General features: G+C 59.2%; 11 protein-coding genes and 1 pseudogene. 5 read left to right on the top strand and 7 right to left on the bottom strand.

Annotation, left to right across the window (positions count from 1 at the left end):
* Nucleotides 1-252 precede the first annotated feature (252 nt).
* From FOM02_RS38510 to FOM02_RS38495, 4 genes are all read right to left on the bottom strand, one after another.
* Entirely contained in the window at nt 253-2,931 is a 2,679-nt protein-coding gene (locus FOM02_RS38510; protein WP_265442256.1) for a DUF5695 domain-containing protein, read from the bottom strand.
* Nucleotides 2,932-3,000: 69 nt separating this feature from the next.
* On the bottom strand, nt 3,001-3,141 hold the full coding sequence (locus tag FOM02_RS38505; RefSeq protein ID WP_265440984.1) for a hypothetical protein: 141 nt from the start codon (nt 3,139-3,141) through the stop codon (nt 3,001-3,003).
* 45 nt (nt 3,142-3,186) lie between these two features.
* The gene (locus FOM02_RS38500; RefSeq protein WP_028146171.1) at nt 3,187-3,396 is read right to left on the bottom strand and encodes a hypothetical protein; all 210 of its coding nucleotides are present in this window, start codon (nt 3,394-3,396) and stop codon (nt 3,187-3,189) included.
* Nucleotides 3,397-5,681: 2,285 nt separating this feature from the next.
* Nucleotides 5,682-6,491 carry an effector protein NopP gene (locus FOM02_RS38495; protein ID WP_283808052.1) on the bottom strand — a complete coding sequence of 270 codons (810 nt, stop codon included), beginning with the start codon at nt 6,489-6,491 and terminating at the stop codon, nt 5,682-5,684.
* 419 nt (nt 6,492-6,910) lie between these two features.
* On the opposite strand from FOM02_RS38495, the gene FOM02_RS38490 reads away from it, so the two are divergent.
* Nucleotides 6,911-7,075 carry a hypothetical protein gene (locus FOM02_RS38490; RefSeq protein WP_231164113.1) on the top strand — a complete coding sequence of 55 codons (165 nt, stop codon included), beginning with the start codon at nt 6,911-6,913 and terminating at the stop codon, nt 7,073-7,075.
* 27 nt (nt 7,076-7,102) lie between these two features.
* Here FOM02_RS38490 and FOM02_RS38485 read toward each other — a convergent pair whose 3' ends face one another.
* From FOM02_RS38485 to FOM02_RS38475, 3 genes are all read right to left on the bottom strand, one after another.
* Nucleotides 7,103-7,819, bottom strand: coding sequence for a S1/P1 nuclease (locus FOM02_RS38485; RefSeq protein WP_265440983.1), 717 nt, complete (start codon nt 7,817-7,819; stop codon nt 7,103-7,105).
* A 1,474-nt stretch (nt 7,820-9,293) separates the two neighbouring features.
* Nucleotides 9,294-9,674, bottom strand: a complete 381-nt coding sequence (locus FOM02_RS38480; protein WP_265440982.1) for a hypothetical protein — start codon at nt 9,672-9,674, stop codon at nt 9,294-9,296.
* Between the two features lie 371 nt (nt 9,675-10,045).
* Nucleotides 10,046-10,942, bottom strand: coding sequence for a LysR substrate-binding domain-containing protein (locus FOM02_RS38475; RefSeq protein ID WP_027564024.1), 897 nt, complete (start codon nt 10,940-10,942; stop codon nt 10,046-10,048).
* A 110-nt stretch (nt 10,943-11,052) separates the two neighbouring features.
* On the opposite strand from FOM02_RS38475, the gene FOM02_RS38470 reads away from it, so the two are divergent.
* The 4 genes and pseudogenes from FOM02_RS38470 (at nt 11,053) to FOM02_RS38455 (ending at nt 14,875) form a co-directional block, all read left to right on the top strand.
* Complete coding sequence (locus FOM02_RS38470) at nt 11,053-11,802, top strand: SDR family NAD(P)-dependent oxidoreductase (RefSeq protein ID WP_265442255.1); 750 nt, start codon at nt 11,053-11,055, stop codon at nt 11,800-11,802.
* A 24-nt stretch (nt 11,803-11,826) separates the two neighbouring features.
* On the top strand, nt 11,827-12,666 hold the full coding sequence (locus tag FOM02_RS38465; protein ID WP_265440981.1) for a transketolase: 840 nt from the start codon (nt 11,827-11,829) through the stop codon (nt 12,664-12,666).
* Nucleotides 12,663-13,672 (top strand): annotated as a pseudogene (locus FOM02_RS38460) (transketolase family protein). The gene FOM02_RS38465 and the pseudogene FOM02_RS38460 overlap by 4 nt, the downstream one beginning before the upstream one ends.
* A 177-nt stretch (nt 13,673-13,849) precedes the next feature.
* Nucleotides 13,850-14,875, top strand: coding sequence for a TRAP transporter substrate-binding protein (locus FOM02_RS38455; RefSeq protein ID WP_265442254.1), 1,026 nt, complete (start codon nt 13,850-13,852; stop codon nt 14,873-14,875).
* Nucleotides 14,876-14,910 lie beyond the last annotated feature (35 nt).

Genomic DNA, 14,910 nt, shown 5'->3' with positions numbered 1-14,910 from the left:
AAATGCGGAAGGTGGACTTAGGCTCCCGGGGGCCTGTCTTCGCGTCACTAACGGAGCCGCTGCCTTTCCACCTGATGAACCGTCTTTGGGAGTGATGCCGTAGCGCTTAGCCAGCGCTCTTAAGCTCTCTTGACTATTTGTATTGCTCGACGGACCGCGTCCGTCGCGGTGGCGCAGCCGTGTAAAATGTGTCCCAGGCGCTTCCTTCGAATCGTGCGATACGGATGCACCATCAAAGGCCGGACTAATCATCTAGCGAACCTGAACCCGCGGTAAGCGCGCGGCAGGCAAGCGGACGAGGATCTGGCTGTCTGTGATGTCGATGACTTCCTTGCGCTTCCTCCCATCATCGTACCGCAATTCGAGCGTCACTCCCGATGCAGATGGTGCAAAGGGCTCAGGCGTCAGGCTGATCCGCCCCTCCACCAAATTCAGAATGATCGGTCGATCCGCGCGAAATCGGGCGTCGAGCAGCACCAAGTCCAATCGGAGAGACTGGAGCCGCAGGTTGAGCCGTCGCCGCACGCCATCACGTGGGCAGATCCGCAGGGTGTGAGCGAACGTCTCCATCGTGCCACCGTAACAAACCTGCCCAAAGATGGGATCGTCGGCAACGATCGTCGCAGCGGCGCGGACCGCCCCACAAAATCCTAGGTCGACCTCGCACGAGTAATACCACGTTCCACGGTGACGCGGCTGACCGAGCCATGTGGTCCCGCTCGGCGCCGGCTCGAAGCCGCCAGCGGCCGCGCCGTCATTCTCCTCGCCTGGATACCAATAGCCATGACCGGCCGACGCAGGGCCGCTGTTCAGCAAAGCCCAAGCGCTGAGTTGTGACGCATAGCCGAGACGAAGGAGCGGATGCGGGTCGTCTGCATCGTTCAGCGCATGATCAAGCAGCGCCCAACCTCCCATTTGCGCCATGTAAGTCAGCGTATAGGCGTCGCCCGCAGTGCGGCGATAATCGCTGCCCAGGTAGTAATAAGCAGGTTCCAGCCAGCCACGGCAGAACAGATTTGCAGCGAGCTGACGCGCCGCGAAGGCACGCGCCGCCGCCTTCGAAACTCCCATGGCGGCAGGGTCGTCAAGGGCCGAGCGCGCCAGTGCCTGTGTTGATTCGAAGGCTGTGGAATCGAACGGATATTCCGACTTGAAAAGGTCCGCCTTTGCATCCACGAAGGCGCGCACCTTACGCGCCCAGTGCGCCTCCAAAGTCGCTGCCTCGCGCGTCAAGCCCGCAGTTATAAGCGCCGAAACCAGTTCGGGGATCACACATTCGTTGCAGAAGCCGGTGCGATAGGCAGACCACATCACCACGCGCATCGGCACCGTGAACATGGCCAACGCCGTACCGTAGGCGCGTACCAGATAATCTCGTGCGCTCTGGCGGGTGGGTATCGCGGGATGGTCAAGCGCGATGCGGTGCATGGCCAAATAAATCGCGAAGATGTGCGGATAGTCATAAGGGCGCCAGATATGCAGGCGGCCCTTTGGGCCGGGATCGCTACTTTCCCTGTTCTGCTTCCAATCGGGTATGCCGTAGATGCCGTAGGCATATGCCTCCTGTGTGGTACGTTGCAGCCCGCCCCAGACGAACGTATCTATATACCGATCCAACGCCGCCACTTCGGCCACATCAGGATGCTCGGCATTCTTGGTCGCGAGGTAAGCGGGCTTGCTCAGCCCGGGGTCGTCGCACGTCACCTCGTAGATGCGCCAGCCCTTGATCCGGTCGTAATTGTCCGGGCCAAGCAGGACCTGCGTCTCCATATTCCACTCGCCAAACAAACCGTCGTACCATTTGGACGGATCACGATGCTGCCGTTTCACGATGAAGGTAGCGCGCTTCTTCATCATCGTCTCGACGGGCTCGGTAGCGAAGAATTCAAGAAAGGTCTGGCGCGCACCCGCCTGGTGCAGGGTCAGCCGGTTCTCTCCCAATCGCGAAAAGCGAACCCGCCACAGTCGCCTGCCGGCCCGATCCGGCAACCGTTGCACCACCGTGTCGCCGGTAAATTCCGCTTCGATTCGCTCCACCGGAATGGAGGACGCGAGTGCGATGTCGACATGCTGGTCGTTGGGAACCGTCATGCCTAGCATTACTTCCACGTCCACCAGACCGGCGTCCGTGATAGCCCTGCGCGCCGCCTCATAATCGGCAACCCACTGGAAACGGAGACGGTAACGCCGTTGCTCGGCCGGCGAGAGGGAGAGGGAATGGGTCGGCTGTCGCCAGCGAGTCCCGCCCGCCACTGCCTCGCAGGCGGCCGCCCCGCCCAAGATGTAGGCGCACCACGTCCCACTGGCTTCTGCCGAATCCTTGTGAACATTCCAATATTCCAGTGACGTATCCGCTTCCGGCAAGAGCATGAGGAAGGGACCGGTGCTATTGCCACGAATCCAGAGGATGTGCGACCCATGCCCCGACACGAAGCTGTGCTTCAAAACAGCCGCCGATACCGGTTGCCCCGCCGGAAATTCGGTGTTCATCGGCATGGGCAGATAGAGGTCGCCAACCTCCACGCTCGCCATGCCGTCGTTCCGCAGCATGATCTCCCACGTCAATCTAGCTTCGTAAACTGAGAGGCGGCTCGCGAGAAGGACGCCCGCATCGTGGGCTGCTAGTTCAAGGGCAGCGCTATGCATCGGCTTCGTTGCACTAACGCCAGTTCGAAGCGTATGCCACTCGGATCCGGCACGCCGAACTCTAGCGTGAGCCGTCCCCAGCACGGCTCCAGGCAGGACATAGTCCGTGTCATACGCATCGTAACGATAACGCAACGAGATGATACCGTCTTGTGTGCACCCAACGACAAAGGGAGAGTCGGGCGCCTTCAACACCATAGCGACCTTGCGTTGCGGCTGATTGCGTGTAGGCACCGCAGCGCCCCCGAACAAAGCGCTACCCAAGAACCTACTGCCCAACAGCATCGTACGACGCGTATACGTCCAGGCTTTAGACATGCCTTTGATCTTAGTCATCAACCATATCCCGTATCGCTACACATGGATGATGAAAGGCGTGCGGTTGTGGAAGTTCCGGCCATCCGGCAGAGCAGCGACGGCTTCTTCGACCACCGAAAGCGCTCTCGCCCAATCCTGTGCCTCCATCGCCAGCCTTAGTTTAGCCAAGATCGGCATTGCGCCTTCGCCCTTGGCGATCCGCCCTGACTCGGCGGCTTCGCTTCATCTGATGCGCCAATGGCCAGTGAGAATCTTCGGCATAACGTCATCGAGTTGCGTCGGCGAACCGATAGAGGCGATGCGGCCATCACGGTCGACCCCGAACGGCGTCGGAATCCCAACAGAAAAGCTGGTATCCATCCAAAGCTTGTTCATTTCGCGTGTGTAGTTGAACCCGATCCGATAGTTGAGATTTGGCAATCTTTCGGTCAACCACTTTCCAACTTCGGGCCTCTTCCGCTATTTGAGCGCGCTCTTGAGCTGCTATTCCGAGGACCTCAATTCCGCTATCTCTGTATTTCTCTTGCAGCTGTATCAGATCGGACAGCGCCGCACCAAGTTGCCCAAAATTCAACGATGTACACCTTCCCGGGCTGGAAGCTCGTGACGGGCTGACCACGCAGCCAGTTCTCCACCTTGATCGGGGAAGCAGGGGATTCTAAGCCAGCGCCATGTTCCTCTCCAAACTTATTGTCAGAGGCTGCGCGATGTTTTGCGCTCGCTGATTTTGATCGCGACCACGATCAAGTGGGGTGCTGCCTTGGTGTAGATGCGCCGCCGAGCGAGATCCGCAGCGAATGTCGGTGTCTTCGTGCTAAGCGCGACGACACACAAAGTCAAAAGCAACAAGCTCCTTCCTCTCACAAGAGGGCCACATCGATTCCAGAACGGGGAGCATCGCTGGTCTCGCGTTTGGTGCGCTCAGCACTTTCAGTGCTGCCGCACCATACTAGCAACGACTGTGCCAGAATCGTAAGTCCTTCCTCAACCGCAAGGAGCATCACCCTCTGAATCAAAATACCAAGTCCGCCGACTGCGGAGAGCGCGGCCTCCGGTCGCGAGAGAGGAACTGCCGACCGGCGGACCGAACAGCTGCCCGTTTCGAGCTAGTCTCCGTGCTCCGGCATTCCAGAATTTACTTTCAACCACCCGCAACACGAACGCATCTTCTTCAGCCTTCTTGGGCACACAGCGCCCCCAACGGACGACGCCCCTACGAACTGCTGCCCTACCACCTTACGCGCGTACTGGACGACCGTGGAATTGCAGCCGCTCGGATAGGCCGACGCGCTAGGAATCACGACACGGAATGCTAAGCGGTCATCAGAGTGCGACTCCACCGCGGACGGAGATGCGCGATTCGCACGGCGCTCCACCGGGAACGGCCCGGTTAACGATAAGAGGGCGCTTATTCTGTTGCCCGCTACATCGCGGCTATGCATTCCGCCCTCAAATCGGAGATGCGCACACCCAACGTGGACCTCCGCGCAGTTGCCGATATTCTCGTCGGCGTCTCGCGCGTAGCTCATCAACTCGCGGTGGACTTAGGCGCCCCTTCGAGCATTGGCAGAACGTACGATCAGGCAATCTGTGGTGACAAGGTAGTGATCTTCCCGCGCCGCGGCTGCCTTTGAACGCCGCGCTTTTGCGGCCGACCTACCTTCGGCGGTGGCGCTCGTTCTTGCATCCCGTTCAAGCATAGCCCGAACGAACCTTTTCAATCGTTCAGCTCTTGGGCGCATGAGGACGGGCGTACCGCGGGGAAATTGCCGCGCTGCGGTGCCGTCAAGGATGAGGAGCGTCGAGGCTTTCGAAAAAGAGTGCGACGGTGCAAAAGTTCCGAAGGTCCGCCATTTTGGCAACTGCCCCTCGCTGAAGACGCGGCCAGTGGGAAGAACAGCTTCCTCTGTCAACCAACGCCGCGCCCTGTAGAACACCCGCGTGGCCGGACTTCGCATAGGTGCTGATAGTCTTCGTGGCGAATTGGATCGGAGCCTACCCGGACATGTTGGCATGGCGGAGCAGCATCCGACGATGCGCACGTGAGGCCAACGAAAGCATTGCATGCCGGACCGGCCCAGCCATTGTGATGAGCATAGATCGAGGATGTTTGTTGACGCAATCGAGAGCATTGCAGTGGCTCGATTTGGCGGTGCGATACGAGACCATGACCGGTTCGGAGCCAGATCGGAGGGGCACCGACCCAAACGGACAGGAAACCGCAAGCGCAAGATCAACCTCATCCTGGAGCAGAATGAGGTGGGTCTGCTGGCATCTGCTCCTTTTTTGATCTTGCCATGCGTCCACCGCCGGCGAGCCGCGTGGATGGTCTCGTTGCTCGATGAGTTGGCCCGACGTTTCTCGAGATTACCGCCTACGAAGAAAACGGCCAACGAAGCCCTCCTCACCCAGCGAACCCGGGAAGATCCCAAGCAATTCTGATGGCGCGGACGCAATGACGCTCGCGCATGCCATAGGCAATTCGCTTCTCCCGCCCAGGCCACAGTCGAAAACCCCGGTTGGAAGCCGGGATTTTCTTTTGTGCTATTACAGGCACCAACTCTCCTAAACCGCCGCGGTGCGGTCAGTGCAGCGCACCTCATGGATTGAGCCAAATTTGACTTCGGCTTCGTTCCGTCCAACGCTCGATCGTAAGCCGCAGGTGTCGGTTGGTCTGCGCTCCTGCTCCACCTCAATCGATTGATGGAGATCTCACGTCACATAAAGTCTCCATCCGAATCGGACTCTGGTGAAGGTTCATCATCACTCGGCGTTTTGATTTTGGAGAGATACATCGGAGAATTGGTTGCACGTTGCCATTCACCATCCCTGTATCTCCACTGTCTGGACTGGGTGGGATCGAGTACCATATCATTGTGATCTACATCAACGAAGCCCATTTGTTCTGCACGGGTTCTCGCTTCATCATTAGCAGGCCGCCAGTTCACCAGCGGCCGTTCGCCGTCTTGCTGTAGTTGGTGCTCAAGCAGAATATCGCCCGCGTTGCCGACGAGCGGATGAGCAACCTGAAAATCCACGATTGATGTGACGTCAGTTCGTCCGGGGAACTGTTCTCGCCACCGTTGGCTGGTGAACTCAGTCGCCATAGGAAATCCGGCTTCCGTTCTTTGGAGGCCGACGCTCCTATTTCCCAGTTGGTAGCTGTAATATCGGGCGGCATCAGAATCCCTTCGGATCGCGTAACTGCTAGCGACATCCGCGGTGCGCCTGGCTCTTTCGGATACAAATTCTGAGTATTCCTGCGGATTGTTGGCGATATGATTGATCTCGTCACCATGAAAGCTCCTCACCCGTTCCCGGAATTCGGCTTGGTCGATCTCAACAACGGGAGATCTTGAAGTGAGGTAATAACTCGGCTGCGAGGATGAGCTGGCACCCGAATCCTGCAATCCCATTCTACCGAACGCGTCCGCGAAATAGTCAGCATTCCTGTGCTCCGGGGAGCTCGCGTAATGATACTCATCAGCGGATGGAGCATCCGACCAATTGTTAATTCGACCGCCCATGGCGACCACACTCCTATGGCTGTTGCATTGTGTTCAGGTCATTAGACCTGACCCCGCCGATAAGCAGCTTAGCTGTCCGTAAGCTGACGCCGACAATAAACGGAAAGCAAAATTCTCTGATCTGCTTTGTAGCAATCGGCTTGCAGGACGCCGGCGAAGATCGCCAGATGCATCTGTGGATCCTCGCTTCGTCGGTCGCTCGAGGCGTAATCGCCGCTGCCGGCGGCGGGAACCCGGCGAAGGGCCGGTCGTCGCGCTAATTTAAATACACAAGCGGGATTAGGCACACCCCGTGATTGTGCGCAGCTCGCAGGAACAGGAGCCTGTATCTATGGGATTCTCGGACGACGTCCGGCTGGCGAACTGCGCATAATTTCGGTCTTTCCTATCGAGCCTAATCAGCTCGATAGGAGATCAGCATGCAAACCGCCCACGGCCTCGTGCTTGGGGAGGAGGAGTATTCTTCACCCTACGTTTCGCAATACCAGGAACACTTGCAGCGAAGGCGATATGCGCCGAACACTCAGCGCGACTACCCACCTCGCCGCTTTCCTTTAGCGAACGCCTGGCAGCGCAGCGTGTGACGGTCGGATTCATTTTCAATATCTGGTTCAGCAGATTGGCCAATCGTCCTCGGCAAGCGCAGCCTGATTGCGAGCTACGTTGCGAGCGTTGGTCTCATAATCTCGAGTTAGTTGAACCGGTGTCGTGTCATTCGGTATGGGAGCTGCATAAGCATTCTGCTTGGCCAGCTCGAAGCTTTCTTGGGCCAAGGTGGCAGGATCGAGAATCTGAGCCTTCGCGGAATCTGGCGCGACATTTTTGAGGCCGTTGAATTTGTCCTCGTCGTCGGTGATCGCTCCGAACACTGGCGAATAGCCGCCGAACAAGCTATCCCAATAAGCATGAAGCAGGATCGTCTCTCCCCTGGCTGGTATGACTTTTTCTGCGTTACCGCCGCGATCGCCACCATTGTCGGGCAGTTGCGCAGTGTAACAGGCAATTGCATGATCCGGCTGGTGTAGATCGCCAACCAGATGAAGTGTCCAGGCGAGACTGTAGGAACGCATAGCATCCCAAGCACTCTCTGAGGCTGGCAGCTTAGCGACTAGAGCCTTGAGCTGCGTGACAGCATCAACCGGATCCGGCTGCGGGAGGGACGTACCGTCCGGCGTGTACAGAGCGTCTTTGAAATGCCAATAGGCATGCTTGAGGTGGCCATATGGGACGATCTGTTTTGCCTTGGAATCTTTAACTTGATCGTCGTAGTAATCGTCCTTCGTTTTGATATCATCGGCCCATGTAGCGGCATGCACCAAGGCGTACACTTTTCCGCGCCCTGGGGCGCGCCTGCGATCCAGTTTGCGTAATCCGGTAGCTTCAGGAGTATGTCGGCGTGTTCTTTGACCGCCGGACAAGTTGCTTGTAAGCGAGATAGGCGATCTGCATATGCCCTTCGTCCCACCAAGCCGCGGCAGGCGAAAATGAGAAGCACGTGAAGGCGACTGACGCAGCAAGCGAACGCATTGATACCTCCCGAACGAAGCGGCCGATGTGCCGCGTGAATAGCCGACGTTTTTTCATATCCTGCACGGTGTGTTCCTTCAGCGGTATGACACCATCGAGTGTTACCGAGCTCCCGTCGTCAGTTTTGTGCCGCCTGTTTTGGAGGACGTGCTGGGGACCGGCTCCAGCGAATTTCGTGCTTGAACGACCTTTGACTGACGGTGATAGCCAAGCATTTTTTGACGGCGCTTCCACAGCGTTTTTTCCAAGCTTCGGGGATTGCCTCTGTGCTCCTGGGCCGGCTGCCTTTGGTCCACTATATAGTGCTCCTAAAGGATCGTATTCCCGCGACGTCCTGAAGCCTGCGTGAGACGAAGTCCCTATTTCGGCCGGCCACGCGAAGTAATCGTTGCAAAGCGTCATGACGCAAGAGTTTCGAATACTTTGGTCATAAATGGTCCAGTTTTCCGGTCTCAGATCATGTCCCATGGCGCTTCCTTGCAATGGTGCGATAAGGATGCACCATCAAAGGCAGGGGCTAAACATCTCGAACCTGAACCCCCGGTAAGCGCGCCGCAGGCAAGCGGACGAGTCTGCCTGTCCGTGATGTCGACGACTTCCTTCGCTTCCTCCCGTCATTGTACCGCAATTCGACCGTCACTCCCGATGCGATGGGGCAAAGGGCTCAGGCGTAAGGCTGATCCACCCCTCCCCCAAATTCAGAATGATCGGTCGATCCGCCCGGAGTCGGGCGTCGAGCAGCACCAAGTCCAATCGGAGAGACTGGAGCCGCACGTTGAGCCGTCGCCGCACGCCATCACGTGGCCAGATACGCAGGCTGTTAGCGAACGTCTCCATGATGCCGCCGTGACAAACCTTCCCAAAGACGGGATCGTCGGCAACGATCGTCGCAGCAGCGCGGACCGCCCCACAAAATCCCAGGTCGATCTCGCACGAGTAATACCATGTTTCACGGTGATGCGGCTCTACCGCGCTACCAGCAGAGCACGCTGATCAAAGGAGGCCCTTTTGGACGCCGATGGGAGTCCCGCCGCCATCGAGCACCCAAGGACCGATGATGCCATATCTGGCGAGAGCGGCTACGACACATTTTCCAGTGGCCATGAGGCACGGTGCCCGCAGGCGTTCGCCGCGCCTGAAGCGACCATGTGTTCGCGCCAATTTGGTCGATGCCCAGGTCTCACACATGAAGACGAGAGGATCCCGGTCGACCTTGTCGTGACTCTCGCGCAAGCCTCGTCGCCCTTCGAAGCGTCCGGACGGTCTTGCTCTGCGTCATGGGAGTCTCTTTTTGCGCGTGATCTTGTGACGCTCGAAGAAGCGGCGGATCGTGCCATAGCCAAAGCAAAGGCCCTCTTTGCTCAAGCTGTGCCTCAGTTCATCGATGGCGCTATCGGGCGAGGCCTCGAGCACAGCCATGATCGTCGCACGATGGGCCTCGACCCGGTGCGATTTCCGAGGCCGTTGGGCCTTTGGCAGAGCACCGCGCCGTGCTCCCGCTCGCGCCTTCGTCATCGGAGTACGCTCGCTGGGCTCACTCCAAAAGCTCGGCAGCCCGCCGCTGTGAAACGCGCCCTCAATACAGACGACCTTGGCCATTCCCAATTCCTGTTTCGGCAGATGGTCGCGGCCCCGCTCCTCCTTCAGCACGCGCATAGTAGTTCGTCAGCACCCGGTTATATCCGACGAACAGCGCTCGCTCAGCCTCAATCTTTCACACATCGATTCAGCTATTCGATACCTGGTGCATTGAGCTGCTCCGCGATGTTTTGAAACGACGTCTCAGAGCAAGTGCCCTCGCGGCGCTCGCTACCAATCGTACAATTTTGCACGCCAATCTACGATCTTCCGCCACCCCGATGGTGGCACCTCGGATAATGGGCACGAATGATACGATTGTGAGGATTTATGGAGGCCCGTTTGCTTGGGCGCCGACTTCGATGCGCTGAAGACGCGAACATCGGAGCTCGAGACGCAAAATAGCCGCACGCTTGGTTGGTTGAGGGCTGCTCGGCTTGACTTCGATATTAGTGCGAGGAACCCACGGTCTCGCCAGCGAGTTGCGCCACGAGCCAATCCGCGAAGGCTCGTACCGCAGATCTCTGTCGACTGGCGCGCGGGTAGATCAGGCGATGGCCGACGTAGCGGATATCGTTGGCGCGCCCTGCTAGCGGCGCAACTAGTCGCCCGCTCGCCAGTTCGCGTTCGGCCAGGAGCGTTGATTCCAACGCTACTCCCAATCCCTCCGCAGCCGTTGCGATTGCAAGAAAGCTGCGATCGAACCTCATCCCGTGGAGCGCAGGTGCTTCCAATCCGTTCGCCGTGAACCATTGGTGCCACTGAACCTGCTTCACGTCGGAACGAATGAGCGTTTGATCGAGGAGATCGGCAGCCTTCCTGATTGATTTTGCAAGCGCGGGGGAGCAGAGGGGCGTGACCGTCTCCTCTGGGAGCGGAACAACCTCCACTCCTTCCGCGCGCGGCGGACCGTAGACGATGTCGACATCGAAATCGTCGTTGCTGAAGCGCGCGTAGTCGGTGCTCGCAGCCAGGCGGACTTCGAGCTTCGGGTAAGTGGCGAAAAACTGTGCAAGTCGCGGGGCAAGCCATTGCGCGGCAAAGCTCGGCGCGGAATGAACGCGTACCAATTGCGGCCCGCGCGCGGCAACTTCTTCAAGCCCGCGGCGGAGCTGATCGAAAGCGGCTCCGGTGTGACGCATCAGGTTTTCGCCGGCTGGCGTGAGCCGCACTGACCGCGCGCTGCGCTCGAACAGAACAGTCCGAAGCGTGTCCTCCAGTTTGCGGATGGCATGACTGACTGCACTCGGTGTCAGGTGAAGCTCATTCGCTGCATCGCGAAACGATCCAGTGCGGGCGGCGGCTTCAAAGGCGCGAATTGCCGATATCGGGACGTTTGATAGCATTCCATAAGTGAACCAGATTCATCCATCCGTGACAACTGTGCGTTTGTCTGTTGCGCGTCCGCGAGGCATTCCTAGCCTTGCCAATGAAAAACAATTCGCGGGAGGAACTGATGCTGCTTAGCGGTAAGACGGCCATCATTTCGGGCGCGGCTTCGCCGCGCGGCATTGGGCTTGCCACAGCCCGCCGGTTCGCTACCGAGGGCGCGCGGGTTGCGATTCTCGATATTGATGCCGCAGCTGCCGCGGGTGCAGCGACCAGTCTTGGTACAGAGCATATCGGGGTATCGTGCGACGTTGCCGACAAGTCATCGTGCGAGCGGGCGGTCACTCGCGTAATGGAAGCATTCGACGGCATCGATATCTTGATCAACAATGCCGGCATCACCCAGCCGGTGAAGCTCCTGGAGATTTCGGCAGCCGATTGGGATCGTATCCAGGACGTCAACCTCAAGGGTGTACTGTTCCTCTCCCAAGCCGTGATCCCACATATGCGCGCACGGAAGTCGGGATCGATCGCCTGCATGTCGTCGGTCTCGGCCCAGCGCGGCGGCGGAATTTTTGGCGGCCCGCATTATTCGGCGGCCAAGGCGGGTGTGCTCGGCCTCGCCAAGGCGATGGCCCGTGAATTCGGCCCGGACGGCATTCGCGTCAATTGCGTGACGCCCGGCCTGATCGGCACCGATATCACCGCGGGCAAGCTGACGGATGAGATGAGGGCTAAGATTCTGGAAGGCATTCCGCTCAATCGTCTCGGCACAGCGGAAGACGTCGCCGGCATCTACACCTTTCTGGCCTCGGATCTCTCCGCTTATGTCACCGGCGCCGTGATCGACGTCAATGGCGGCATGCTGATCCACTGAGTCAGCAAGACAAGGTCCAAATCGATGGAAACGCTGACCAACACGCCCAAGCTGGCAGACCGCGCCTACAACATTCGCCGCAATGCGCTGCGCATGGGCGAGGTTCAGGGACAAGGCTATATCGCACAGGCCCTGGACATTTCCGACGTCCTCGCCGCGGCTTATTTCCACGCGATGCGCTACCGCCCGGAAGATCCGTTGTGGGAGGAGCGCGACCGTTTTCTGCTCTCCAATGGGCACTACGCGATCGCGCTTTACGCGGCTTTGATCGAGGCGGGGATCGTCCCGGAGGACGAGCTCGAAACCTATGGCAGTGACGAGAGCCGCTTGCCGATGTCCGGCATGGCCTCCTACACCCCCGGAATGGAAATGTCGGGCGGCTCGCTCGGGCTTGGGCTCAGCATCGCCGTCGGCATGGGCCTCGGGCTGAAGCGCAAGAAATCGGACGCACGGGTGTACACGTTGTTCTCCGACGGCGAGCTCGACGAAGGCTCCGTCTGGGAAGCCATCCAGTCGGCGGGCCACTACAAGCTCGACAATCTGATCGGCATCGTCGACGTCAATAACCAGCAGGCGGACGGTCCTTCGACGCAGGTGATGGGCTTCGAGCCGCTGGTCGACAAGCTTCAGGCCTTCGGCTGGTTCGTGCAGCGCATCGACGGCAACGATCTCGATGCCGTAGTTGCCGCATTCGATGCCGCCAAGTCCCATCCCGAGCCCAAGCCGCGGATGATCGTCGCCGACACGCTGATGGGGAAGGGCGTTCCCTTCCTCGAGCAGCGCGACAAGAACCATTTCATCCGCGTCGAGCAGCACGAATGGCAGCTCGCGCTGGCCGCGCTGGAAGCCGGGAGGCAGGCATGAAGACCGTCAGATCAGCGCCGCAGCCGGGCAAGCCGCGCCTGACCACCTCGGCCATGATCGCCTCGATCGCGTCTGAGGGACAGAAAACGAAACCGGCGCCGTTTGGCCACGCGCTCGTTGAGCTCGCGCGCAGCCGTCCCGATGTGGTCGGCATGACGGCCGATCTCGGCAAATACACCGACCTGCACATCTTCGCAAAGGAATTTCCGGACGCTATTACCAGATGGGTATGGCGGAGCAGCTTCTGTTCGGCGCCGCTTCAGGCCTTGCTGCCGAAGGTTTCATGCCGTTCGCGACCACTTACGCCGTGTTCGCATCCCGCCGTGCCTACGATTTCATACATCAGACGATTGCGGAGGAAGACCGCAACGTGAAGATCGTGTGCGCATTGCCCGGCCTGACCTCTGGCTATGGCCCGAGCCATCAAGCCGCGGAAGATCTCGCGCTCTTTCGCGCCATGCCGAACATGACTGTCATCGACCCATGCGATGCGCATGAAATCGAGCAACTGGTACCCGCGATCGTGGCACATCAGGGGCCGGTCTACATGCGCCTGCTGCGTGGCCAGGTGCCAGTCGTGCTCGACGAATACGAATACAAGTTCGAGCTCGGCAAAGCCAAGCTGATCCGTGACGGGAAGGATGTTCTGATCATCTCATCCGGCATCATGACAATGCGTGCGCTCGAGGCGTTGCAAACACTGAAGAACGATCGCGTCGATGCTGCGGTGCTCCACGTTCCGACCATCAAGCCGCTCGACGCCGAGACGATCCTGCGTGAAGCCGGCAAGTCAGGCCGCTTGGTCGTCGTTGCCGAAAACCACACGACGATTGGCGGTCTCGGCGAGGCGGTCGCCGCACTCCTGATGCGTTCAGGCGTCCATCCGCCTTTCCGTCAAATTGCATTGCCGGACGAATTTCTTGACGCCGGCGCACTTCCGACGCTGCACGACCGCTACGGCATATCCACCGCCGAGATCGCAAGGCAGATCAAGCAGTGGCTATAGCGCACCGGCACTAAGCGTCAGTCAGGCCCAATCTAAGTGAAGTGTTCCACCCGCTGCATGTTGCGGCGGGCGAGCCGATGGCTGTTGCCCCGAATGGGGGCGGTCGAAGAGCCCGCACAGCTGAAAACCATCCCAAGGCTCATGCAGCACAGCGTAATACAGAATCAGGAGGAAAACATGACTGTCTCGAAGTCCGGACGCATCAGCCGCCGTTCGCTATTGATGGCGGCTAGTGCCGTACCTCTCTGCGGGATTCTGACCCGTCCGGTATCTGCCGCCGAATTCGTCTACAAGTTCGCAACCGGACAGGACCCGACCCATCCGGTGAACATCCGCGCGCAAGAGGCGATCGACCGCATCAAGGAAGCGACCAGCGGCCGCCTGGAGATCAGGCTATTCCCGGCCAACCAGCTCGGTTCCGACACCGAACTGCTGACCCAGGTTCGCAGCGGTGGGGTCGAGTTCTTCAATCAATCGTCCTCGATCCTCGCCACCCTGGTGCCGAGTGCGGGCATCGTGAACACAGGCTTCGCATTCGCGGATTACGACAGCGTATGGAAGGCGATGGATGGTGACCTCGGCACCTACATCCAGGCCCAGATTGCCAAGACGCCGATCATGGCGGTATCGAAGGCTTGGGATAATGGCTTCCGCCAGGTGACCTCGTCCGGTCGTGAGGTCCGCACTCCGGATGATCTCAAGAACTTCCAGATCCGCGTTCCGCCGGCGCCGCTATTGACCTCGCTTTTCAAGGCCCTCGGCGCCGGACCGACGCCGATCAACTTCAACGAGGTCTATTCCGCGTTGCAGACCAAGGTCGTTGACGGGCAGGAGAATCCGTTGCCAATCATCGCGACCGCCCGTCTCTTTGAAGTGCAGAGCACCTGCAGCCTGACGGGCCACGTCTGGGACGGCTACTGGATCCTCGGCAACAAGCGCGCCTTCGAGCGCCTGCCGAAGGACGTGCAGGAGATCGTGACGCGCGAGCTCGATCGCTCCGCGGTCGATCAGCGCGCCGACATCGCGAAGCTTAGCCAGTCACTTCGCGCCGATCTTTCGGCCAAGGGCCTCAAATTCATCGACGTCGATCGCGCTGCCTTCCGCCAGGCCTTGTCGAAAACCAGCTTCTACACGGACTGGAAAGCCAAGTTTGGCGAGGAGGCATGGTTGCAGCTCGAGAAAGCTGCGGGCCAGTTATCATGACCAGCGAGGGCCATGCGCCGCATGTCGATGCCGGT

Origin of the sequence: Bradyrhizobium sp. SEMIA (assembly GCF_014844175.1) — a bacterium.
GTDB lineage: Bacteria > Pseudomonadota > Alphaproteobacteria > Rhizobiales > Xanthobacteraceae > Bradyrhizobium > Bradyrhizobium arachidis.
The sequence above is the reverse complement of the archived record's forward strand: the minus strand, read 5'-3'. Positions and strand labels throughout refer to the sequence as shown.